Here is a 23,367-nt window from a genome sequence, read left to right as displayed (position 1 = left end):
AGAAGAAAGTATGTTTGATTTTATGAATATGATGAATAAGGTGAAGGAAGCCCAGGCCAAGGTGAAAGAAAAGCAGGCTGAGCTCGTTCATCTTACTGCCGAAGGGGAATCAGGAGCAGGAATGGTGAAGGTAATCGTCAATGGACATCGTAAGATGCTGGACATCCAGATCGATGAAAGTCTGCTGAAACCTGAAGATAGAGATATGGTCAAAGACCTGATCGTGGCAGCAGCCAATAAGGCCTATGAAAATGTGGAGCAGCAGATCCAGGAAGAAATGAAAAAAGCCACTGAGGGGATGATGCCTAATATTCCAGGTATGGATCTCGGCAAAATGTTTGGATGAGAAAGGCCGCAATAGTCATTTTGAATTATAATGGGAAGGAAATGCTCAGGCAGTTCCTTCCTACTTTATTGACTGAGAGTTTTTTTGAAATTATCATTGCTGATAATCACAGCTCGGATGATTCTATTGATTTTTTGGCCAGGCATTACCCTGATTTACAGGTCCTGGCACTTTCCCAAAACTATGGGTATAGCAAGGGCTATAACGAGGCTTTGGCGAGGCTCCAAGGTGCTTACGAGTATTTTGTATTGCTCAATTCTGATGTAAAAGTCAGTCCATTATGGGATAGATCCCTTGTGGATTTTCTGGATGCTCATCCAGACCATGTGGCCGTACAGCCAAAAATCCTTTCTTTTCAAAACCCGAACCAGTATGATTATGCTGGAGCTGGAGGAGGTTTTATTGACCAGTTGGGCTATCCTTATTGCCGTGGGAGGATCCTCGATGAGATAGAGGAGGACCGGGGCCAGTATGATGATACGCTGGAAGTATCCTGGACTTCGGGAGCATGTTTTGCTCTTAGAGCAGAGGCTTTCTTTGAGGAGCAGGGCTTTGACGATGAGTTTTTTGCACATATGGAGGAGATCGATCTCTGCTGGCGATGGACGATGGCCGGCTGGAAGCTTGGCTACCTCGGAAAGGTCAGCGTGTACCATCTGGGTGGGGGGACCTTGTCCCGCACGAGTTCATTCAAGACTTACCTCAATATGCGAAATAACCTGCTGATGCTATATAAAAACCTGCATAGCTCCCGTTTTCTGCTGTTATTTGTGCTAAGAATGGGTATGGACAGCTTTGCCGGACTGTACCTGGCGCTGACCGGCAAAGGAGATCAGACCAAAGCAGTGCTGAAAGGGTACAGGGATTTCTTCAAAATGAAATCGAAGATAAAAAAGTCAAAGTATTTGGCATCAAAATTGCCTTCCCAAGCCGAAAATAGACGGTCTTATATCAATTCAATTGTTATAAAATACTATTTGGCAGGAAAGAAAAGATACCAGGAACTCTAATCAAATAAAATTGGATTATTGCTCTTTCTGAAATATTTCCGGATTTTCATCATCATTGCCATGGTGACATAGACTATAATAGGAGAACCCATCGTGATAAATGAGGTATATATAAAGAATAAACGAATACTGTCAATGGGGAAGTTTAGTTTTTCCCCAAGTTTGGAGCATACACCAAACGCACGGTCTTCGAAGAATATCTTAAGCTTTTCCATAATTCGACTTTAAATAATTGTCCAAAAGTAATCAAAATATAATGAATTTTCTAATAAATAACCTCATGCCTGATTATATGATTAGAAAGATAGCGGTGGTAGTAATGATTTGCATTTCAGCGATTTGGATGTCATGCAGCAGCCGTTCTCTAACTCAAGGAGATGCCATGAGCGAAATTACCGTGGACAAACAACCTCTAAGGATGCACAATGATTCTGTGCGATTCAAATTACGTGCCACCATTCCCGCAGGAACCATCACCGAGGAGAGGTTTTACCTCATCTTGCCCGAGTTTCAGTATGGCGAAGGTGCCCTCCCGCTGGAGGAAATTAAAATAACTCATGAGGACCTATCTGCACCTGGCCAGACGGCGCAGGTTATCCGCACTTTATCCTTCCCCTATCTGGAAGGGATGGATCGCGGAGAACTACAGGTGAAGGGACTCCTTCAGGAATCCACTTCTGGCAATTCAGTCTCTACACCCAATATCAGCCTAGCCAAAGGGATAGTCTCCACTCCCGAACTTACTCGTGTGGGACAGTTTGCCGTTGGGGAGAATATTCCCGATGTGGGGGCATATATGAGCTATGAAGAAGACTTCCTTAACCTGGCCGCTAGAGAATTAAGTTATTATTTCGCTAAAAATTCTTCCTATGCTCAGGGATCCAGCAAAAATGCTCGACTGGAAGATGAGCTAAATCAGATCATCGCCAAGGGACAAAAAATCCAACAGGTAAGCATCTCTGGGATGTGCTCTCCAGATGAGGAAGACTTTGCGACACTCAGCAATGACCGAGCCCATCAGGTGGAAGTATGGTTGGTAAATTACCTAAGTGAAAACGGATACAAAGGGGATCCTAATGCAGTAAATATAAAAATAGTGGACCCTAAGCAGGATTGGTTGCTCTTTAGGCACCTGCTGCGCACCTTTGAGAATATTGATATGAAGGAGCGTGATAAGTATTTCGATATTATATATTCCGAGGACAGCTATGAAGGCAAGATAAACCGCATGAAGCTACTTCCTTCTTATACTATATTGTCCAGGGAGAAATTTGCCGATATGCAGATGGCTCGAGTGACTGTGATGCTGGAGCAAGATAGAAGTAGTGATCCGGAAATTAGCGGCTTAGCCCATTCTTATATAAATGGCACCGCCAAGGGAGATGAGCTTACTGAGGCAGAACTTGCCCGGGCAGCGGAGCTAAATCCAGGCTTGAAAGAAAGACAAATTTTATATGAGGCAATGCTATCCTTACATGGTTCAGCATTGGCCTATAATAATCTTGGCGTGGTCTACCTCAATCAGGCGCATAGGATGAATCGAATAAGTGATAAGAATCAAAAGGTAAATGAGGCCATGAGGATGTTCCGTATGTCCTACGAAATCAATGAAAGTGCCTACGCCCGTCATAATATGGGCCAGGCCTACCTTATGTGGGGTGATTATGATGCCGCTTACCTGGAGATTTCAGAGGCCAATTCCCTGTCCAAAGACCAAGCTTTGCTAAATGCCATCAATGAGGGCAAAAGGGGAGCTCTGGATATCCTAAGGGGAGATTATAAACTAGCCACTTTGCGCCTTTCCAAGGCTCCGGCCACCGAGGTGAACTTATTTAATAAGGGCTTAGCATTCTATCTGGCGGAGGAATATGCGGAGGCTGCTATTGCTTTTGAGCAGAGCGCCTTAGCCAATATGAATTATGGCTATGCTTTTTACGGTCTCGCACTCGTGGCAGCGAATAATCATGATGAAGAGCGATTGTTTGAAAACCTAAAAAAGGCCATCAATCGTAGCCCTTATTTGAAAAATAGGGCGGCCACTGACCTGGAATTTAGAGATTACTTCAAAGATCCTGCATTTATAGAAGCCATCCTTTAAGGAAGAGCTTATTAGCGTAAAAACGATCCTGCTCCACTTTGGAGCAGGATTTTTTGCTACCCAAGCCTCGATTATTTCTTCCTCGCTTTTAATAGATATATAGCTTATTGATAAATGAAAGGTGTTCTTGGTGACTTCCTTTTCTTAACGGAAATACAGAAGTTTAAAGAAAATCTTCTGAAAAAAATATTGCTATATCCGTTTAGTTTAGTGAAAAAATGCATTAATTCAGAGATCAAAATATTTTTTCTCTTTAAAATTTTCTATTTTTCGAGATCAAGATGGGCCTTATTCATAAAATAGGAGCATCTCATGATGGTATCACCCAGGAATTTAAATTTTACCGAATCGTAGCCCTTGCCTAAATAAGTAATTAAATTGGTTAGAGGGTAGGGGATCATTCATGGCTTATATAAATCCTATAGGAATCGGAGGCTAGAAGAATCACAGAGAAATAATAATTAGAGAAAAAAATATAGAGGGTATGTCTGATAGAAGAGAATTTTTAAAGAAATCAATATTGTCATCTGCACTGGTCATTCCAGGAGCTTTAGGGACAAGTTTAGAGGGATTTGCAAAAACCAAAAAGGAAGCACAAAAGCCCTTGATCTTATCGACCTGGAACCATGGGATGGCCGCCAATGACAAGGCCTGGGAAGTGCTGGAGAGCACCGGAAATATTGTGGATGCGGTGGAGCAAGGAGTGAAGGTCACTGAGTCAGACTTGAGCAATTTGTCTGTAGGCCTGCAAGGTCTTCCTGATCGTGAAGGGATTGTTACCTTGGATGCTTCTATTATGAAAGGTGATGGTTCTTGTGGATCTGTGTGCTTTGTGCGTCAGGTAAAACATCCGATTACGCTTGCGCGAAAGGTGATGGAAGACACTCCCCATGTGATGCTGGCAGGAGAAGGAGCCAGGCAGTTTGCTATTCAAGAGGGGTTCCCAATCGAGAAAGAAGAACTGAGCCCAAAGGCTGCCAAAGCCTATGAAAACTGGAAGGTAAAATCGGAATACAAGCCCATTATAAATATAGAAAACCACGATACCATCGGGATGATTGGGATTGACGAAAATGGAAATATGGCTGGCTCCTGTACCACAAGTGGGCTGTCGTATAAGATGCACGGTAGAGTAGGAGACAGCCCGATCATCGGTGCGGGACTGTATGTGGACAATGAAGTGGGGGCAGCCACAGCTACTGGCTTAGGCGAATCCATCATCAAGATATGTGGAAGCTTCCTGATAGTGGAGCTGATGAGACAAGGCTGGAGCCCTCAGGAAGCATGTGAAGAAGCGGTCAAAAGACTGATAAGTAAAAATAAAGGCATAGAAAATATCCAGGCAGGATTTCTGGCATTGAATAAGGATGGGGAGTATGGAGCATATGCCGTACATCCTGGGTTCAATTTTGCCAGACATCAGCGGGGTGACCAATCCTTGATCGACTCGAAAAGTAAATTTTAAATAAACTATGGGGAAACTGTTAGTAGAGGCTCCAGTATTTACTGTTGAAGCCGCAATAAAGGCCGCGGAGTATGGGATAAACAGACTCGAATTGTGCGCCGATTTCCTCGAAGGTGGAGAGACGCCAAGTGCAGGAATCTTGAGTTTTCTGAAGGAAAAGCTGAGCATTCCCATCTTTGTGATGATTAGACCTAGAGGTGGTGATTTTGTTTATTCCTCGGAGGAAATCGAGGTGATGAAGCAAGATATCAAAATCCTCAAAAGCCTAGGCGCTGATGGATTTGTCTTTGGTGTACTTACCCCTCGTGGTGAGGTCAACCTCGGTGCCTGCGAGCAGCTCGTGGAGATGGCTGATGGACTTCCATGTACTTTCCATAGAGCTATTGACGCCTCCAGAAACCTGGAAAAGTCCCTCGAGGCCATCATTGAATGTGGCTTTCGAAGAGTCCTTACCTCAGGTGGCAAAAACACCGTGAAAGAGGGCCTGAGCAATATTCAGAATTTGATTAATCTAGCCAATAACCGCATTATTGTGATGCCCGGTGGAGCGATGAAAACTGACTTTATAGCCCCCTTATCAGCATCAGGACAGCTTAAAGAAATCCATATGAGCTGTAAGGAGTGGAGACCATCAGCAAGTAAGTTTTGGAATGAGGGTCTGGAGCTAAGCGCCGTCCCTGAATTCCAAAAGAAGGTGTTGACCGTAAGTCAGGCTGAGGTGGATAAAGTAAAAGAACACCTTTAGTGAATATATAGTACGCTTTATATAGATCTCCAGTGCCCCAAATTCCAATTCTACGTTGCCTAGGAATTACTTATCCTGGCTGCGAAGGAGGAAAGAGCAGGCACTGGAAATTTTTTTGTGCCATATGAGGGGCCATATGGCAAAGCATATTTTGACTGTGAATAAGAAATAGAGGCGCTTTTTGGTACCTTTTATAAGTTGGAGCTAGGTGAAATATTAGCTTTTAGTATAATACCTCCTTCACTGCTCCTTATAATAGTATGCTCCTATTATGAGTTTGACCTCTTTTCCTATCATTACCTCAGCGCATTTGAGCAGAAAAAGAGGGGCGGTCCGGATGGGATTTTACAGATAATAGTGTAGGCACTGCCCAATGAAAAATTACTAATTAGAAGGAGAGAAAATTAGAATCTTTGCACTGACGAAGGCTATTCAATTCGAAATCAAAATTAAATCACCAAATAGAAGTGAGGTGAAGGGGGTATTTCCAATAGGTATTGCTGTTGAATTTTTATATTATGCTAAGAAAATTTGTAAATGGATTAATAAATAGTATATTATTAATCTTGTTATTAACTAAAACCCAAAAAAATCATGGTAAAAAGTTTTCAAGGTGTTCGCTTAGCTGATCCAAAATCACAACGGTCACAACCTATTTTAGTGCAGGATCATATGACCACAAAGCTGACCACCTTTCACCCTGATGATACCATAGATAGTGTCATCTTAGTATTGAACCAAAAGAAAATTTCTGGAGCGCCAGTCCTCGATGATGCTGGAAATTTGGTAGGTATAATCTCAGAAGTAGATTGCCTGAAGGAGATCATCCGAGGAAAGTATAATAATACACCCAGAATCGCCGGCAGAGTTAGAGAGCATATGTCCAAGGAGGTATTTACTATGGATCCGGAAGTTTCTATTTTTGATGCGGCACATGAATTTTTAAAGCTTAAGATCAGACGTTTCCCTGTCATGAAAAATGGCCGTCTCGTAGGTCAGATTAGCTTAAGTGATATCATTCGGGCAGTGCCTGATCTTAAATCTTCCACCTGGTAAAATCCAGGTCGTATTCATCATCTTATTATCTATCAACTGGTCTCGATTCTCTCGTGACCAGCTGATTTTAGATATACCCCATCAGTCGATAGACAGTGATTCCTATCCATTCCTTAAAGAGCTTATGCCAGATTACGATGGAATCAGGATCGGGAACGAAGCCATTTAAAAAATTCAATCCGGAATCTGTAGCGTAATAGTCCACGGGGAAAATGGTCGTTTCGAGTCCAGCTTTATCAAAACAGGCCTTTGCACGCTTCATGTGAAAAGCTGAGGTAATTAATAACAAACCTGACTTAGAGTCAATGTCTTCGGCCTCAAGAGTAGATTTGGTCAAAGTGGCATTTTGATAAGTGTTTTGTGCCGCTGTTTCCAGGATAATATCCTCTTTTTTTACTCCACTAAATATCATCACATCCGAAAGAAGTTTCGCCTCTGTATTGGTATTGGCAGGGTTTAAGCCTTGACCGCCGGTCACCAGTATTTTTTTAATCTTGCCCAAATGGTAAAGCTGAATGGCATGTGTCACCCGATCGGCACCTTTATTAAAAAACGTCCTATCATAAGCAGTCTTATTTAAATTGGTCACCCCAGTGAGCACGATGCCCACCTCATATTGAGCCAATTGGTCCATCGGTGTAAAGTCAGGCTCCCAGCTTTTCATCACCTGATTGGACAGGTATTGGTTAGAGAAGAGATAGAGCACAGTAAATGTCGTCCACAGCAGCCGTTTTCTAAGCTCAGCTTTTTTGACGTATAGAGCCAATCCCAAGCCAATAAATACCCAGGTGAGTGGCATGGCGAGGAAAGTCAGGAGTTTTGCAAGAATAAAGAACATGGCTTGGAATTGGGGGTAAGGGTATGAATCATGATTCTTTACAAATATAGTGTTAGTTGTTAATTTGGCTAGGTCGCTAACCTTAACTTTTAGTAGCGATTATCTCTCCCATTTGATTATTTTTAGAATTGCAATAAGTAGGCATTGGAGAAGGACCTGAGAACAATCGCTAGGTCATAATTTCCTTGGAAAGAATAAATGTGACAGTTAGGGTCACAGATTTTTATATCAGCAAAAAATCAACTTGTTTTGTCACTACACGAAAATTCTAAAGATGGATCATAAACCTTTTATTATATATAAGTCATCAGCAGGATCTGGGAAAACCTATACGCTTACCCTCGAGTACCTTAAATTGGCCTTGGCGCAGCCTAGGTCTTTTAAGGGGATTCTAGCAGTAACTTTTACCAATAAGGCTACCCAAGAGATGAAGGATCGGATACTTTCTGTTTTGGAGAGGTTAAGTGAGGAAGTCCGCCCCGAGGAGTTTTTGGATCAGCAACTATTAGAGCACCTGGACTGTGGGCCTGAGCTGCTAAAGCAAAAGGCTGCTGAGGTACTTTCTGCTATTTTGCATGATTACGCAAATTTTTCCGTCACCACCATCGATAGCTTTTTTCAAAAAGTGGTGCGCTCCTTTGCGCGGGAGATAGACCTTCAGGCAAAATTCGATATTGCCTTGGATCAGCAAGCAGTCTTAGAGAGAGTGATTGACCGAGTGGTGGATTTGGTGTTGGAAGATCCCTTCCTGCATCAATGGCTGGTGAATTATGCTTTGACTCAGATTCAGGATGGTAAGTCGTGGGACATTAGGCATGGCATAGGAACCCTGGGCAAGGAACTGTTTTCAGAGAATTTTAAGCGATATCAGCAGCCGATCAGGGAATTTCTCTCCAGTAAGGAGAATATCAAAATGCTTCATGAATATATCATTAAGTCAAAGAAGGATATGATCAGCCATGCAAAGGAGCTAGGCTCCCTAGCGAATGAAATAGCAGGTAGGTTTGGGTTGGGTTGGGCAGATTTTAAGGGAGGAGCCGGAGGAATAGGTAGGAAATTTAAGGATCTAGGTGATGATAAACAGCCTTTCCCCACTCTTACCCAAATCCAAAAGGAAAATATTCATCTGGAGGAAGTGTTTTATACCAAAACGAGTAAAAATAAAGAGGCGATAATCGCGGCCTATCATGCAGGATTGAGCGAGATTATTCATCAATTGCCCGCTGCCGAAGAGCAGTGGAATACCCTGATGATTATCTCTAAGAATATCTTCGCCTTTGGAGTATTTAGAAACTTGATGGAGGAGCTGCGAAATGTGAAGGATGAGGAAAATATTTTATTGATCTCTGATGCCAATGACTTCCTGAAGGAAATAACCAGTGAAAATGATGCCCCATTTATCTACGAGAAAGTAGGTAACCAATATCAACATTACCTAATAGATGAATTTCAGGATACCTCAGGTTTCCAATGGGACAGTTTTAAGCCCCTTTTAGAAAATTCACTGGCTTCTAATCGCCGGAACCTTGTGGTGGGAGATGTGAAACAGTCCATTTATCGCTGGCGTGGAGGGGATATGAAATTGCTACTGGAGAGAGTGGAGACGGAGCTTGGCGAGGAGCGAGTGGAGTCAAAGACCCTTGCCACCAACTATAGGAGCCTTCCCCGGATTATTAATTTTAACAATGCGCTGTTTGAGGCCTTCCCAAAGCTATTGCAGGAATTATATCTCCAGGATCAGGAATTGCCCAGTCCTGAGGTATTGACCAAAGCCTATGTGGATGCTAAGCAGGAGATTCCTTCTGGTAAACTGAAACAGGAATTTGCAGGTAAGGTGAAGATGGAGTTTCTGGAAAATGAGGAGGTCGACTATTCAGAGCAAGTATTAGAAAGACTTCCAACGATGGTGATGGAGCTGCAATCCAAAGGCTACCAAGCTAGAGATATTGCTTTTCTGGTGAGGAAAAAGGATCACGGCGCTCGGATAGCGGACACCTTGATGGCTTATAAGCCTCTGCCTGAGGAAAGCCATTTTTGCTTCGATGTGGTGTCAAATGAATCCATGTTTCTGACTAAAGCCTCTTCTGTAAGAGCGCTGGTGGCAGGAATGCAATACCTGGCAGATCCCACCGACCCTGTGCCGTTTGAGACCATGTGGTTTTATTATGCCAGCCTTCATGGTTATGCTATAAACCATCCGCTTTTCTCCAAAACAGAGAAGCCTGATTGGTTAAATCAAAAGATTCTGGAGTTTAAGGATAAGATGCTATACCTAGGGCAACTACCTCTGATGGAGCTGACAGAAGAGTTGATTCAGGTATTGGAATTAATGGAGGTCGGAACGGAAAAAGCCTATATCGCGGGTTTCCAAGAGTCTGTTTATGATTATATCACTAATAATCGCGCCGACCTTACGGGTTTTCTGAAGTGGTGGGAGGACAATAGCCTTAAGCGATCCGTAAAAATCCCGGAAGGCCATAATGCGATGAATATTCTTACGATTCATAAGTCCAAAGGCCTGCAGTTTAAGGTGGTTCTGATGCCGTTTTTAGAGTGGAAAATTGTGGACTTCAAAAGCAATTATATTTGGGCCCCTTATCAGGACTTAAGCAATTCCATAGATTTGGTGCTGCCATTAAGCTTGGATAAAAGCCTGGGGAATTCACTTTTTAAGCCTATGCTAGAGGAAGAGGTGGAATTGGCCTATCTGGATACGCTAAATATGATCTATGTGGCCATGACCCGGGCGGAGGAGGTTCTTTGGTCAGTCAGCCCCTTAAATCGCCTCAAAAATGGTTTGGCGACAAAAAACCTGGAAGGCGCCCTCTATGATTTAGTCAAAAAAGGCCGTCTAAATCATTTAGATGAAGAAAATACTTTATTTGACCCTGATTCAAATGTATTCGAATGGGGTGAATGGCCAGCGGATAAACCAGTGGAAGAGGAAAGTGTGGCCAAGGGGATGGAGATATCTTATCACCATCGGACCTGGTCTGAAATTCTAGAAATAAAGAAATATGCCGCTGATTTCAGCCCTGAGGGCTTGGCGCAGCGGGAGAGGCGAAGTTTTGGCCTTTTGATCCATGAGATTTTAGAAAAATCCGTCAATAAAGAACAGGCTTTAGAATGGCTTCGGGATTTCTATTTTGAAGGTCGACTGGATCAGCAGGAATTGGTAGTGGTAGAGGAGCAGATGATGATATTATTTGATCAGCCAGCCTTCAAGGATTGGTTTGATGGGACAGGTAAGGTGCTTTCTGAGCCTGGAATTATCCTGCCTGGAGGTATTCAGAGACGGCCAGATAAGGTCATTATAAAAGATAAGGAAGCGATCGTGATTGATTTTAAAACCGGCGAGGAGCAATCTCGCTATCATAGGCAGGTGAAAGATTATATGCTGCTGGTGGGAAGTCTGGTATCTAGACCTGTGAGGGGATATTTATGTTATTTGGAAACGGCAAAAATTGTGGAGGTAAAATAGTATGGAAAGTTTTTTGAAAGAAAGTGCTGCCCACCTGCTAGGCAGGCAACTGGATCTTAGTAAAGTCAAAGTGGTACTTCCAAACCGTCGTGCAGGCCTATTCTTTACCCAGCATTTGGGAAGGTTGGTGACAGAGGCCAGCTGGATGCCCAAGGTGATGACTGTGGAAGACCTCTTTTATGAGCAAGCTGGTAGCAGACCCACGGATCAGTTGACACTCATTTTCGAATTATATAAGGTATATAGTAACCTCAGGCCCAATCCTGAAAGTTTTGACCGATTCTATTATTGGGGCGAAATGATCCTTCGGGATTTCAATGACCTGGACCAGTTCCTGGCTGATCCTAAGAAGCTCTACCTCCTTGTCAGCCAGATTAAGGAAATAGAAAGTGACCTGAGTTATTTGACCGACAGTCAAGTTCAGTTAATCAAACAATTTTGGAAGTCTTTTGAGTTTGAGACTCATGGACATCAGGAGCGGTTTAAGGATTATTGGGAGATCTTATTTTCCGTTTATAGTAAATTTAGAAAGGCGATTTCTGATGAGGGGCTGGCTTATTCTGGGATGATTTACCGTCAGGTGGTGGAAGATTTGGCTGCAATGCCTAAGCCCGAGGATCATTATATTTTCATTGGGTTCAATGCCTTTACCGGGACAGAAGAAGCCTTGATTAAGCACTTTGTATCGAAGTATAAGGCCGAGATTTTATGGGATATGGATGCTTTCTATGTGGATAATCCTCAGTATGAAGCAGGGATGTTTTTCAGGGATTATCGTAGGGATAGTGTTTTAGGGCCTACATTTAGGGATTTACCCGAAAGAATAAATCATCAGGCCACCAAGATAAAGGTCTATCAGACGCCATTGAAGGTAAATCAGGCCAATATTATCTCCAAGGTTCTCGAGGCGATTCCTCTGGGAGAAGCCTTAGAAGAAACCGTGGTGATTTTACCTGATGAGCAATTGCTTTTTTCGGTGATGAGTCAGTTGCCGGATAATATAAATAAAGTGAACGTGACCATGGGCTATCCGGTGAGGAATGCGCCGATTTATGCTTTTTTGGAGGCAATTTTAGAATTGCAGCGCTATGTGAAGGTGGTGGATGAGGAGCTGCGGTTTTATCATGTTCCTATACGCGATTTACTTTCATCGGGATTTATCAAGGCGGGCAAGGAGGAGTTTATCAAGTCACTTCTGGACAATAGTCAACGAAAAAATCAAATCTATATCAGCCAAAAGGATCTGGTAGCTGGTGGAGAGCTGTTTGCTATGATCTTCCGAAAGCTTCAGACGGAGGAGCTGTTTGGCTATATGGAGGAATTGATGAAATATATGGCCAGGGAGCTGCAGGAGGACGCGCTTCAGAGAAGTTACCTGTACCAATGTCATAAGCAGCTGGTGCGATTAAAGGAGGTCTTTGGGGGGCAGCAGATGGTCACCGTGAGTTTAGATTTCTTTATCCGTTTATTTAGGCAGATTTTTAGGGAAGTCAAGCTTCCCTTTGAGGGTGAGCCACTGGCCGGATTGCAGGTAATGGGCGTGCTGGAGTCGAGAAATCTGGATTTTCGCCGAGTGATCATCGCCAATATGAATGAGGGGAATTTTCCTCCTGCCGCGGGCCTGAACTCTCTTATTCCCTATAATATCCGCAAAGCCTTCGGGCTGCCTGTACAGGAGCAAAATGACGGCATCTATGCCTATACCTTTTACCGGCTGCTGCATCGTGCGGAGGAGATTCATATGATCTATTCCACGGCAAGTGATGGTGGTAGGGTAGGGGAGATGTCCCGATATATCCGTCAGTTGACCACAGAGACTCCACTGATAATCGATGAGGAAGTGGTTTATGTGCCCGTTGACCTGTCCGAAACACCGAGTATCACGATTGAGAAAACGGATGAAATCTTGCGCTTGCTCGAAAACTATACGGTGAATGCTTCCGGAAACGCCAATAAGTCCTTATCGCCCTCCGCCTTATCGGTTTATCTGGATTGTAGGCTGAAATTTTATTTTAAATATATCGCCAAGATTAAGGAGAAGGATAAGGTGGAAGAGGAGGTTAGCCCTTCTGTATTTGGAAATTTAGCTCATTATAGCTTAGAGTATTTATATCAGGGATTCGTCAAACGTAAGCAGAGAAAGCTGATTCAGCCGGAGGATTTTAAGGCGCTTGAAGCCTTTATCGCCCCTTCCATAGAATTGGCTATCCGCGCATTTTATCATCTTGAAGATGACCAGAAGCTAGAGTTGACGGGCCAATTGGCCATAGTGAGGGATGTATTGCAGAAATATATCAAGCAGGTATTGAATTGGGACAAGGAGAATTCACCTTTTAGCCTGATATCTCTCGAAAAAGAGCATGACTATGCCGCAAATATTCCAGCTGAGGCTAATGGACAGCACTATATGCTCTCCCTGTCGGGAATTATCGATCGGGTGGATGAGCATTTGGGGACCGTAAGGCTGATCGATTATAAGTCAGGTCAGGATACCAAAAGCTTCCCTTCGATACATTCCCTATTCGATCGGGAGGACAAAAATAGAAATAAAGCGGCAATGCAGACCATGATTTATGGCTTGCTTTATCAGTCTGTTCACCCTCAGAATAGCCTCCCGCTGAAGCCCGCCATATTCAATTTTAAGGAGATCTTTAAAGACACTTTCTCACCTTATCTATCCCTAAAAGAAGGAAGAAGTCTAATTGATAATGTGGATGATTACCGTGTATATCACGAGGGATTTCTAAGTGAATTGTCTGGATTATTAAGTAACCTTATGGACAGAGAGCAGGCCTTTGACCAAACAGAAGACCTGAAGAAGTGCGAATATTGTCCCTATCGGGAGATCTGTGGCAGGTAATTGTTTATAGATTTTGCCCCTCTGGGGCAATCTTATTATTGGTAAAAAGCCAAGAATAAAAGGTGAAGATGTACAGTCTTCACCTTTCGTTTTCCTGCCAATTATTGAACATTGGCTTATGTTTTTTTGGAAGGAGGCCTCATGCCATTGCTTCTAAATCCACTTTAAATTCCTGAATTTCTATCGTATTTCCACTTACTTTTTGCTGACCTGGAGGGAGGTCTATCCTTTGATTTCCTATATAGGAGAATATTTTTATCTCCCAATTCATCCCAAATTAGCCCTAATTAATAAGCTATGGAAGAGGATTTGGGATAGCAAAGGAGGGCAGATATCATCTGCGCCATACCGAGCCCGATATACAAGAGACAGAGGAATCAATAATCCAATACTTGGACAAATCGGTCATTTGTGACTTATGAGTGCAAGGCTAATTTCACTGCCTTATCTTCCTCTTCCCAGGCCTTATTTTGGGTATTTAGCTTAAGCAGATGTACGAGGCTTTTTACCTTTACCGCTAGGGGATATGGGAGCTTTTATAGGCTTATAATTGATTCCAATTGCTCCTACTTCCAGGACTGTAGTGAGCTGGGGAGTAGGGAAAGACGCCAATAATAAGGGTAGAAGTGGGACGATTACCAGGAGGATTTAGTCCTGGATGCTAAAAGTCATCCGTCTCTTTAAGGGGAGAAATTGGTTTCCGGATGTTCGGGGATTGGGCCTTATTATTCAGGTAATATCTTTCGTGGCATAGGGAAAGAGGCAGGAAGTAGGGGCTTGCGCTTAGGGTGGAAGAGGGGAAAAGGAAGACTAGAATGAGAAAGAAGTTAGCACATTATTATAAGCTCAAATGGCCTGTTTTGGTAGGTTTATACAGTCAAATTAGGGGCTTTTATGGACGCGTGAAAGTGGCGCTTTTAGTGATTAAAAGGGAGTGTGGACCAGTCATAGTAATCAGATATCCCTCAGTATATACCGAATATAGTATGGTTTTGGTTTTATGTCAAGAATGTAAGTTATGATTTATATAGTTTAAGGTAATTAGTTGGTATATAGAATTATATGAAAAGTTTAGTTGTGTCTAATATAGTTTCGGCTAAACTTTTTAGTCTTGACTAAAACAGTATAAATATTGGATATGGAAAAAATATATAAGAATTCCGAGATTATTTTATATCTTGGAATACTAGCTATATAACCAATGAAGTCAAGTATAAAAATTGCACTTGTGTACATCTTGATTGGAGGAGGATGGGTTGCATTTTCTTCTTTATACTTTGATACCTTAATGGAACAATTAGGCTTGATGTCAGTTGTACAGTTTGAGGTGATCAAGGCGATTCTTTTTGTGGTTCTTTCCGGGGTGCTGATTTACTTTCTAGTGGATCGATCGATTCGTCAGGACCGGATGGTGTGGAGTAAGTACTCGGTCGTCTATGATCATATTCCTATATGCATGTGGATCATCGAAAAAGGCTCGGGTCAATTTGTATCCTCCAACCTTGCGACGAAGAGGATTTTCGGTGGCGACTCGCTATTTGATGACCCCACCAAATTCCTTCAAAAAATGGGGATATCTGATGAGGAGTCACAGCGTATATTTTCGGGTCATCTGGTGAGCTTAAAAGAACATCAGATAATTGACCAAAACGGTCAAACGAGGTTGATGGATATTTATACTGTACCTTTCGAAATGGAGGAGCAGCAGCGGGTGATGGTGACAGCGGTGGACAATACCGGCTTGAGGTTAAGCTTGCTGGAAAAGGAGAAATTGAATAAGTCACTTAAATGGCAAAATGAGCGTTTGAAAAAATATTCATTTATGAACTCGCATAATCTGCGCAGACCGCTTTCTAATATATTAGGAATCGTAACTTTGTTGAAGGAGAATGGCATTGATACGGAGTATGTGGATTTACTTCAGAGGTCATCAGAGGAACTGGATGAGGAGGTTAAAAATATGAATGAAATATTAGCGGAAGAAATGGTGAAAAATGAGAATACTTCTCAGGACTCAAAATCTGAGTCTAAGACAATATTGATAGTGGATGATGATAAGGTACAGCACTTGATCAACCGTCGACTTTTATTGGGGACTGATCCTAGTTTGAATTTAGTGTTCTTTTCGAATCCCATTGATGCCTGGGAATGGCTGATGGATAATGGGATAGACTTGCTTTTATTGGATATCAATATGCCTGAGATGAAGGGCTGGGATTTTTTGGATAAGATGATAGAGAAAGGGTTGGAGGTAGAAGTAAAAATGTTGTCATCCAGTATAGATCCCAGGGATGAAGAGCGCAGTAAGGAATATGAAATGGTTACGGGATTTTTGGTAAAGCCACTTAAAAAAGATTCTTTGGCAGGTATTTTGTAAACCAAAATTCAACTAATAATAAAGTCTAATCAATTGAAATTTGTTAGCTTCGCACAATCAATAATTATTTATGGCTAATCAATCAGGTAATAGAGCGAATTTTATAAGCCCAAAAATTGATAAGATGATGCTAGGTCTGGCGGATGCTTTTGCATTTGTCAAGCGTTTTTTCATCGAGGTGTGGATTCCTCCATACGAATTTAAGGAAGTAATTCGACAGTGTTATAAGATAGGGTATAACTCCCTTCCGCTAATTTCACTCACAGGGTTTATCGTAGGAATAGTATTTACCAATCAGTCTCGACCATCGCTTTCGGAGTTTGGGGCGACCTCATGGTTGCCAGCATTGATTTCCATTGCGATCGTGAGAGCCATGGGGCCTTTGGTGACCGCATTGATTGCGGCCGGCAAGGTGGGCTCCAGTATTGGTGCAGAGATCGGCTCCATGAAAGTGACGGAGCAGATCGATGCCATGGAGGTATCAGCGACCAATCCCTTTAAATTTTTGGTCGTCACTAGAGTCTTGGCGACCACCTTCATGATTCCAATACTGGTGATGTACACCGATTTTGTGGCCCTTATGGGAGCCTTCTTATCCGTGACCTCCATAGAAAATGTGAGTTTTACCACCTACTTTGTTCAGGTGTTTGACTCCATTTCGTTTTTGGATATATTTTCTTCCATACTTAAGTCCTTAGTTTTTGGTTTTACAATAGGTATTGTGGGATGTTATAAAGGCTATAATTCTTCCAAAGGAACCGAAGGTGTCGGCAAAGCTGCCAACGCATCGGTGGTTTTGGCGATGTTTTTGATATTCATTGAGGAGTTATTGGCTTTGCAGATTGTTAACTTTATTCGACTGTCTTAAACATATTATGAGAGAAAAGGTAGTAGAAGTTAGAAACCTGAAAAAATCATTCGGTGATCTGGATGTGTTGATGGGAGTGGATCTTGATCTTTATAAGGGGGAAAATGTGGTAGTACTAGGTAAATCTGGTACTGGCAAGTCCGTGTTGATCAAAATCATGGTGGGCCTCCTTACCCAGGATGAAGGTACCATGCAGGTGCTCGGCAAGGAAGTGTCTAAGCTAAGCCCTCGCGATCTCAATGCACTCCGCTTACAAATCGGTTTTAGTTTTCAGGCCAGTGCGCTATACGATAGTATGACGGTGCGTGAGAATCTTGAGTTTCCTCTGGTGAGGAATATCAAAGGCCTTAGCCGAAAAGAAATAGACAAGCAGGTGGAAGAAACTCTGGATGCGGTTGGGTTGCTCCAAACCATCAATCAGATGCCCTCCGAACTGTCGGGTGGACAACGTAAAAGAATTGGTATTGCAAGGACCTTGATCCTGAAGCCCGAGATCATGCTTTACGATGAACCCACAGCAGGCTTGGATCCCATCACCTGCAGTGATATCAACAACCTGATCAATGAGGTAAGGGAGAATTATAATACCTCTTCCATTATCATTACCCATGATCTGACCTGTGCCAAAGATACAGGGGATAGAGTGGCTGTCCTTTTGGATGGCCAATTTGGGGCTGAAGGAAAATTCGAAGAAGTTTTTCAGATGCCCGAAGACCAAAGAGTAAAATCATTTTATGACTATAATTTCATTACCTGATGAAAAACGATAATAAAAAATCTGTAATCGTTGGCATTTTTGTCCTTGTGGGCATTATTATCGCCGTACTGGGTATTCTTACCCTAGGAGCTCAACAAAAGGTTTTTGTGAAAAGCTTTAAGCTATCTGCCGTATTCGATGATGTCCAGGGACTTCAAGCGGGAAACAACGTCTGGTTTTCTGGTGTGAAGATCGGTACCGTATCCGCTATCCGTTTCTATGGACAATCTCAAGTGGAGATAGAATTGAATGTCGATGTGGAAGCCAGGGAGTATATCCGCAAGGACTCCAAAGCCACCATTAGTTCTGATGGGCTTATAGGTAACCGGATTATCGTCATCTATGGCGGCACCACTCAGGCTCCTGCTATTGAAAATGGAGATCGTCTGCTGGCGGTGATGCCATTGGATACCGACAATATGATGGAAACACTTCAGGAGAATAACCAAAACTTGGTTTCTATTACGAATGACCTTAAAGTCCTTACCGGCAAAATTGCCAAAGGTGAAGGTATCGTAGGAGCCGTGTTGACGGATACCCTGCTTGCTCAAAATTTCAAAAATACAGTGGCCAGCTTAGAGCAAACAGCAGCTCATGGTCAGAAAATGGCGAGAGACCTAGGCACATTTACCGCCAGCCTCAATCGTGAAGGTACCATGATGTACGAACTTGCAAATGATACCACCATCTTCTCCAGTCTTAAAGCCACTGCCAGCGAATTGCAAAATACCAGCGAGGAAGCTTCCTCCGCTGCTCAGAATTTTAATGCCGCTAGCGGCAAGCTGACCGATAAGGATAATGCGCTAGGAATGTTATTAAATGATGAGGAGTTTGCCCAGTATATTAAGGAAACACTGAAGAACGCAGAAACGACCTCCGAACTTCTTAATGATAACCTGGAAGCGCTGGAATATGCCTGGATCATGAGAAAAGCCCATAAGCGTAAAGATAAAGCAGAAGCCAAAGAAGCTGAAGAAGCCGCCAAAGGCAACTGATAGATTTATATCTACTTCCAATATTTATTGAAATCCCTATTGCTGCCCTTCGGGCGGTGATAGGGATTTTTTTGTTATAGAATTACCACCGAGTTTTACGCACTCGGCCCAAAGTAATGATGCAGGACGATTGAAGTGGCCTTTTATTCAGTTGGTGTTTTTTTTAGCATGATTGAGATGATATTTATGATAATACCATTGATTCCCTCCTAATAGAGCCAAAAGTCATAAGGGATGATCTCAAATGATTTGTTGATTCTACTTCGCTAAGCTTAGGGGGCTATTCATGTCATTGAATAGCCATGCCGAATGGGCCTTGCAGCCACTGGTTTTTGGGCTCTTTTAAGGCCTGCACCTATCCTTTGATACAAATCACACCGCAATTAAATAGAAGGCTCAAAACGGTTCCTAAATACCCTTTGGCTGAATGGCGTTTAGAAGTTGATGCCTTGAACGATTTTTTCTTCGGCTTCTTCTTTTTCTTCTGCGCTAGCTTCCAGCTTTTCGTTATGAGTTGCAGGATTGATGACTAAAGCGATACTGATAGGAAAGTGGTCAGAGCCGATGGAGTTATGGACCTTGATTTTTTTGACCCTAAAGTGACTGCTCACAAAGAAGTGATCCAAGGGCCACCTCATAAAGGGGTATTTGGCATGAAAAGTATTATACATCCCCCGACCACGTCTAGGGTCACCCATGCCGCTGATCTTGAGAAACAGTTCTGTCGTATAGCTCCAAGCGACATCATTGAGATCTCCCATAATGATGCTCGGGATATTCTCTTCTTTTACACGCTTACCAACCATCAATATTTCAGCGTCCCTTTCGGTGCTATGGGTATTTTCTCCAGGCACTGGGGGAGTAGGGTGTATAGCGTGCAGACGAACGGTCTGACCCTGCACCGTAATATCTGCCGCAATGCTAGGTACCTCTTCATTGATAAGATAGTTGATCTCTACATTTTGAAGCTCTAACTTTGAGTATAAAAGCATGCCATAGGTATTGTCTATTGGCAGCTCCACCTGATAGGGATATTCCGATTTGAATACCTCAATTTCCTCTTTCCATCGCTGGTCAGTTTCTACCAATACAAAAATATCCGACTGTTCTTTTTCCAGCAATTGCCTGGCTTTATCGTACTGATCATTGTATTGATATACATTGGCTACCAAAAGTTCTATAGATTCTTCCTCTTGTTTTTTGGCAGAAATTACCATTTTTGGGTAGAAAGGAGAATAGGGGATAATCTGTTTTATGAGCCATGCCCATAGCAAAAATAAGGCAAAAACTATCCCAAAATCCACTTGTGATAGCGTTTGGTAACCTTCAGTCAGCCAGATTACTATCAATGCTGATATCAAGATCAACTTCTGGAACCTTGGATAATCAAAAACTCTAAAAGTCCAGTAGTCTTTTTTCACCACTGGCATGAGAGTTGCGACAATCATAAATATTGAAAATGCATATAAGGCTATTTTCATGAAAAGGTCATTTATTCCTAAGTTCTGTAGATCATGATCCGACCTTCGAATCGGTAAATCAGGACACAATTTAAGGCAAAAAAACTTATATTAATGAATCATACTGTTTTTTAAACAGTTAATATTTTGTAACCATTTTTATCACTATATAAAACCATATTACATATGTCTTTAGATCCATATCAAATCAAGAAGAAAATAGAAACAGCCAGTGGTCCCCAAAACTTCTGGAGTTTGCAGGCATTACAAGAGCAAGGTCATAAGATTAAGCAACTTCCTTTTTCGATTCGGATACTTTTAGAAAATGCTTTACGCAATTACGATAATTTTGCGATAACAAAAGAACATATAGAAACCCTTTTGGGCTGGAAGCCCGAAGCTTCCGATAAGGACATTCCCTATAAGCCCGCTCGTGTACTGATGCAGGATTTTACAGGGGTGCCCGCAGTAGTGGACATCGCTTCCCTTCGAGCTGAGGCTGTCCGCAAAGGAAAAGACCCCCAAAAAATCAACCCCTTAATCCCCGTCGATCTGGTGGTGGATCACTCTGTACAGGTAGATTATTTTGGTACTAATTATTCCTATAAGAGAAATGTTGATGTGGAATATGAACGGAATGGCGAGCGCTATGAATTTCTGAAATGGGCTCAAAAGTCTTTCGACAATTTTTCCGTGGTCCCTCCAGGAATGGGGATATGCCATCAAGTTAACTTAGAGTACCTAGCCAAAGGGGTGATCGAAAGAGACGGCAATGTCTTTCCTGATACCCTGGTGGGGACCGACTCCCATACGCCTATGGTCAATGGAATCGGCGTAGTCGGCTGGGGAGTGGGAGGTATCGAGGCCGAGGCCGCTATCCTTGGCCAGCCTATTTACTTTATCATGCCTCAGGTGGTCGGCCTAAAACTTACTGGTAAACTTCCTCTAGGTACCACCGCCACTGATATGGTACTTACCATCACCGAGCTCCTGCGTAATCATGGGGTGGTAGGAAAATTCGTGGAGGTCTTTGGCCCGGGCCTTGACACCCTTACGGTGCCCGATCGCGCCACTATTTCCAATATGTCGCCGGAGTTTGGCTGTACCGTGACTTATTTCCCGATAGATGATCGCACGCTGGACTATATGGACCAGACCAACCGACCTAAGGACCAAATCAAAATGGTGAAAGAATACGCCAAAGCGAATATGCTGTGGCGTAAAGATGAGGATGCGATCACGTATAGCAGTGTGGTAGAACTCGATCTGGGCACCGTGGAGCCTACTGTTTCTGGTCCTAAGAGACCTCAAGACAAGATTCTAGTAAGAAATTTCAAGGAGAAATTTGGTGCGTTACTACAGGAAGTGCATGGCAGGGAGTATATCGCCATGGAAGATCGAGATAAGTTAAGATGGTATAGCGAAGGGGGAGGGCAGCCCCTGGCAGAGCCAGGCAAGATGCCTGAAGATGTAGAAATCGCCTCCAAAACCAAAAATGGCCTCAAAACGGTGGAGGTTAAGATCAACAATGAAGAATTTGCTTTATCTGACGGCAGTATTGTGATTGCCGCCATTACCTCATGTACCAATACTTCCAATCCGAGTGTGATGATCGGCGCTGGACTGGTGGCACAAAAAGCCCGTGAAAGAGGTATTGACGTGAAGCCTTGGGTAAAGACCTCCCTTGCTCCCGGCTCCAAGGTGGTGACCGACTACCTGGAATCCGCTGGATTATTGGAGGATTTGGAAGCCTTACATTTCCACGTCGTAGGATATGGCTGCACCTCATGTATCGGAAATTCGGGTCCTCTGCCAAGACATATCGCCGAAGCGGTGGAGAAAAACGACCTTGTGGTGGCTTCCGTGCTTTCTGGCAACAGGAATTTTGAGGCGAGGGTGCACCCTCAGGTCAAAATGAATTACCTCATGTCCCCGATGCTGGTCGTGGCCTATGCGCTGGCGGGCAGAGTGGATGTGGATCTGAATAATGAGCCGCTGGGTTTTGACCCTAACCTGGAGCCGGTATATTTAAAAGATATCTGGCCTTCCAATGATGAGATTTTTGAGGTGATGGGTCGAGTGCTTAGTCCGGGAGATTTTGAGAAAAATTATGGGGAGATTTTTGAGGGAAATGAGCAGTGGAAAAACCTCCAGGCTCCCAGTGATAGGGTTTACCAATGGTCGGACGAATCTACTTATATAAAAGAGGCGCCATTCTTCCAGGGCATTTCTGAGGAGGTGCCCGAGCCCCAGGATATCCAAAATGGTCGCGTTTTGCTGAAACTCGGTGATTCGATCACCACCGATCATATTTCTCCTGCAGGTGCCTTTGCCGAATCCTCACCAGCAGGCCAGTATTTGGTAGGTAGAGGAGTGGTTCGAAAGGATTTCAACTCCTACGGATCCAGACGAGGTAATGATGAGGTGATGGTTCGAGGTACTTTCGCCAATGTCCGAATCAAAAACCAACTTACGGGCAAGGAAGGTGGCTATACCACGCATATTCCTTCGGGTGAAGAAATGTCAGTTTATGATGCTTCCCAAAAATACCAGCAGGACAAAACTCCTTTGATAGTCCTAGCAGGCAAGGAGTATGGTAGTGGATCTTCCCGCGATTGGGCCGCAAAGGGCACCACGCTGCTAGGTATCAAAGCGGTCATTGCGGAAAGTTATGAAAGAATTCACCGCTCCAACTTAGTCGGTATGGGAGTCTTGCCGCTGCAATATGCAGAGGGCCAAACTTCCCAATCACTAGGCCTGGATGGCAAGGAAAGTATTTCTATAACAGGCATCAGCGATGGGCTGAGTCCACTCAAGCGACTTAAGGTAACCGCCATCAAAGATCAAGGTGCGGAGGTAAATTTTGAAGTGATTTGCCGCCTGGATTCAGAGGTGGAAGTAGCCTATTTCAAGAATGGTGGTATTCTCCATTATGTTCTGAGACAGTTCCTCAACCAGGACTGATCTACCTATAAATCAAAAATTAGAAAGGGCTTTATGACTTCATAAAG

The 23,367-nt window shown here is 43.1% G+C and carries 16 protein-coding genes; 13 read left to right on the top strand and 3 right to left on the bottom strand.

Annotated elements, in window-relative coordinates; all coding sequences use genetic code 11:
* Positions 1–10: 10 nt before the first annotated feature.
* Positions 11–346 (top strand): YbaB/EbfC family nucleoid-associated protein, encoded by a 336-nt coding sequence (locus B050_RS0109140; protein ID WP_018473613.1) that lies wholly within the window; start codon positions 11–13, stop codon positions 344–346.
* The gene (locus B050_RS0109135; protein ID WP_018473612.1) at positions 343–1,356 is read left to right on the top strand and encodes a glycosyltransferase family 2 protein; all 1,014 of its coding nucleotides are present in this window, start codon (positions 343–345) and stop codon (positions 1,354–1,356) included. The genes B050_RS0109140 and B050_RS0109135 overlap by 4 nt, the downstream gene beginning before the upstream one ends.
* On the opposite strand, the gene B050_RS0109130 is transcribed toward B050_RS0109135, so the two are convergent.
* Positions 1,353–1,571, bottom strand: a complete 219-nt coding sequence (locus B050_RS0109130; protein ID WP_018473611.1) for a PspC domain-containing protein — start codon at positions 1,569–1,571, stop codon at positions 1,353–1,355. The two genes, B050_RS0109135 and B050_RS0109130, sit on opposite strands and share 4 nt — an antisense overlap.
* Before the next feature lie 77 nt (positions 1,572–1,648).
* On the opposite strand from B050_RS0109130, the gene B050_RS0109125 reads away from it, so the two are divergent.
* From B050_RS0109125 to B050_RS0109105, 4 genes are all read left to right on the top strand, one after another.
* A complete protein-coding gene (locus tag B050_RS0109125; protein WP_229802485.1) occupies positions 1,649–3,454 on the top strand; it encodes a TPR end-of-group domain-containing protein in 1,806 nt (601 codons plus the stop codon).
* A gap of 484 nt (positions 3,455–3,938) precedes the next feature.
* Positions 3,939–4,919 carry an isoaspartyl peptidase/L-asparaginase family protein gene (locus B050_RS0109115; protein WP_018473608.1) on the top strand — a complete coding sequence of 327 codons (981 nt, stop codon included), beginning with the start codon at positions 3,939–3,941 and terminating at the stop codon, positions 4,917–4,919.
* 7 nt (positions 4,920–4,926) lie between these two features.
* Complete coding sequence (locus tag B050_RS0109110) at positions 4,927–5,664, top strand: copper homeostasis protein CutC (RefSeq protein WP_018473607.1); 738 nt, start codon at positions 4,927–4,929, stop codon at positions 5,662–5,664.
* 594 nt (positions 5,665–6,258) lie between these two features.
* The gene (locus B050_RS0109105; RefSeq protein ID WP_026235759.1) at positions 6,259–6,720 is read left to right on the top strand and encodes a CBS domain-containing protein; all 462 of its coding nucleotides are present in this window, start codon (positions 6,259–6,261) and stop codon (positions 6,718–6,720) included.
* 67 nt (positions 6,721–6,787) lie between these two features.
* On the opposite strand, the gene B050_RS0109100 is transcribed toward B050_RS0109105, so the two are convergent.
* Positions 6,788–7,558: a YdcF family protein gene (locus B050_RS0109100; RefSeq protein WP_018473605.1), complete on the bottom strand. Its 771-nt coding sequence runs from the start codon at positions 7,556–7,558 to the stop codon at positions 6,788–6,790.
* A 274-nt stretch (positions 7,559–7,832) separates the two neighbouring features.
* Between B050_RS0109100 and B050_RS0109095 the strand changes: the two genes are divergently transcribed.
* From B050_RS0109095 to B050_RS0109065, 6 genes are all read left to right on the top strand, one after another.
* A complete protein-coding gene (locus B050_RS0109095; RefSeq protein WP_018473604.1) occupies positions 7,833–11,039 on the top strand; it encodes a UvrD-helicase domain-containing protein in 3,207 nt (1,068 codons plus the stop codon).
* Between the two features lies 1 nt (position 11,040).
* A complete protein-coding gene (locus B050_RS0109090) occupies positions 11,041–13,899 on the top strand; it encodes a PD-(D/E)XK nuclease family protein (protein ID WP_018473603.1) in 2,859 nt (952 codons plus the stop codon).
* A gap of 1,288 nt (positions 13,900–15,187) precedes the next feature.
* A complete protein-coding gene (locus B050_RS23670; protein WP_240473667.1) occupies positions 15,188–16,276 on the top strand; it encodes a response regulator in 1,089 nt (362 codons plus the stop codon).
* Positions 16,277–16,346: 70 nt separating this feature from the next.
* Entirely contained in the window at positions 16,347–17,144 is a 798-nt protein-coding gene (locus B050_RS0109075) for an MlaE family ABC transporter permease (RefSeq protein ID WP_018473600.1), read from the top strand.
* A 7-nt stretch (positions 17,145–17,151) separates the two neighbouring features.
* On the top strand, positions 17,152–17,901 hold the full coding sequence (locus B050_RS0109070) for an ABC transporter ATP-binding protein (RefSeq protein WP_018473599.1): 750 nt from the start codon (positions 17,152–17,154) through the stop codon (positions 17,899–17,901).
* The gene (locus B050_RS0109065) at positions 17,901–18,896 is read left to right on the top strand and encodes an MlaD family protein (protein WP_018473598.1); all 996 of its coding nucleotides are present in this window, start codon (positions 17,901–17,903) and stop codon (positions 18,894–18,896) included. Before B050_RS0109070 ends, B050_RS0109065 begins: the two co-directional genes overlap by 1 nt.
* Before the next feature lie 434 nt (positions 18,897–19,330).
* Here the strand turns inward: B050_RS0109065 and B050_RS0109060 are convergent, their stop codons facing one another.
* Positions 19,331–20,377: an endonuclease/exonuclease/phosphatase family protein gene (locus B050_RS0109060; RefSeq protein ID WP_026235758.1), complete on the bottom strand. Its 1,047-nt coding sequence runs from the start codon at positions 20,375–20,377 to the stop codon at positions 19,331–19,333.
* A gap of 165 nt (positions 20,378–20,542) precedes the next feature.
* Between B050_RS0109060 and acnA the strand changes: the two genes are divergently transcribed.
* Positions 20,543–23,320 carry an aconitate hydratase AcnA gene (gene acnA, locus B050_RS0109055; RefSeq protein ID WP_018473596.1) on the top strand — a complete coding sequence of 926 codons (2,778 nt, stop codon included), beginning with the start codon at positions 20,543–20,545 and terminating at the stop codon, positions 23,318–23,320.
* Positions 23,321–23,367: the final 47 nt, after the last annotated feature.

The organism is Echinicola pacifica DSM 19836 (assembly GCF_000373245.1).
Taxonomy (GTDB): Bacteria; Bacteroidota; Bacteroidia; order Cytophagales; family Cyclobacteriaceae; genus Echinicola; species Echinicola pacifica.
Note: the sequence above shows the minus strand (reverse complement) of the source record. Positions and strands in the feature narration are given on the sequence as shown.

Coding starts and splice junctions, on each gene's coding strand:
- B050_RS0109135 (WP_018473612.1), top strand. CDS start 343: ATGAGAAAGGCCGCAATAGTCATTTTGAATTATAATGGGAAGGAAATG.
- B050_RS0109130 (WP_018473611.1), bottom strand. CDS start 1,571: ATGGAAAAGCTTAAGATATTCTTCGAAGACCGTGCGTTTGGTGTATGC.
- B050_RS0109090 (WP_018473603.1), top strand. CDS start 11,041: ATGGAAAGTTTTTTGAAAGAAAGTGCTGCCCACCTGCTAGGCAGGCAA.
- B050_RS0109100 (WP_018473605.1), bottom strand. CDS start 7,558: ATGTTCTTTATTCTTGCAAAACTCCTGACTTTCCTCGCCATGCCACTC.
- B050_RS0109095 (WP_018473604.1), top strand. CDS start 7,833: ATGGATCATAAACCTTTTATTATATATAAGTCATCAGCAGGATCTGGG.
- B050_RS0109075 (WP_018473600.1), top strand. CDS start 16,347: ATGGCTAATCAATCAGGTAATAGAGCGAATTTTATAAGCCCAAAAATT.
- B050_RS0109125 (WP_229802485.1), top strand. CDS start 1,649: ATGATTAGAAAGATAGCGGTGGTAGTAATGATTTGCATTTCAGCGATT.
- B050_RS23670 (WP_240473667.1), top strand. CDS start 15,188: ATGGAACAATTAGGCTTGATGTCAGTTGTACAGTTTGAGGTGATCAAG.
- B050_RS0109110 (WP_018473607.1), top strand. CDS start 4,927: ATGGGGAAACTGTTAGTAGAGGCTCCAGTATTTACTGTTGAAGCCGCA.
- B050_RS0109060 (WP_026235758.1), bottom strand. CDS start 20,377: ATGAAAATAGCCTTATATGCATTTTCAATATTTATGATTGTCGCAACT.
- B050_RS0109140 (WP_018473613.1), top strand. CDS start 11: ATGTTTGATTTTATGAATATGATGAATAAGGTGAAGGAAGCCCAGGCC.
- B050_RS0109105 (WP_026235759.1), top strand. CDS start 6,259: ATGGTAAAAAGTTTTCAAGGTGTTCGCTTAGCTGATCCAAAATCACAA.
- B050_RS0109070 (WP_018473599.1), top strand. CDS start 17,152: ATGAGAGAAAAGGTAGTAGAAGTTAGAAACCTGAAAAAATCATTCGGT.
- B050_RS0109115 (WP_018473608.1), top strand. CDS start 3,939: ATGTCTGATAGAAGAGAATTTTTAAAGAAATCAATATTGTCATCTGCA.
- B050_RS0109065 (WP_018473598.1), top strand. CDS start 17,901: ATGAAAAACGATAATAAAAAATCTGTAATCGTTGGCATTTTTGTCCTT.
- acnA (WP_018473596.1), top strand. CDS start 20,543: ATGTCTTTAGATCCATATCAAATCAAGAAGAAAATAGAAACAGCCAGT.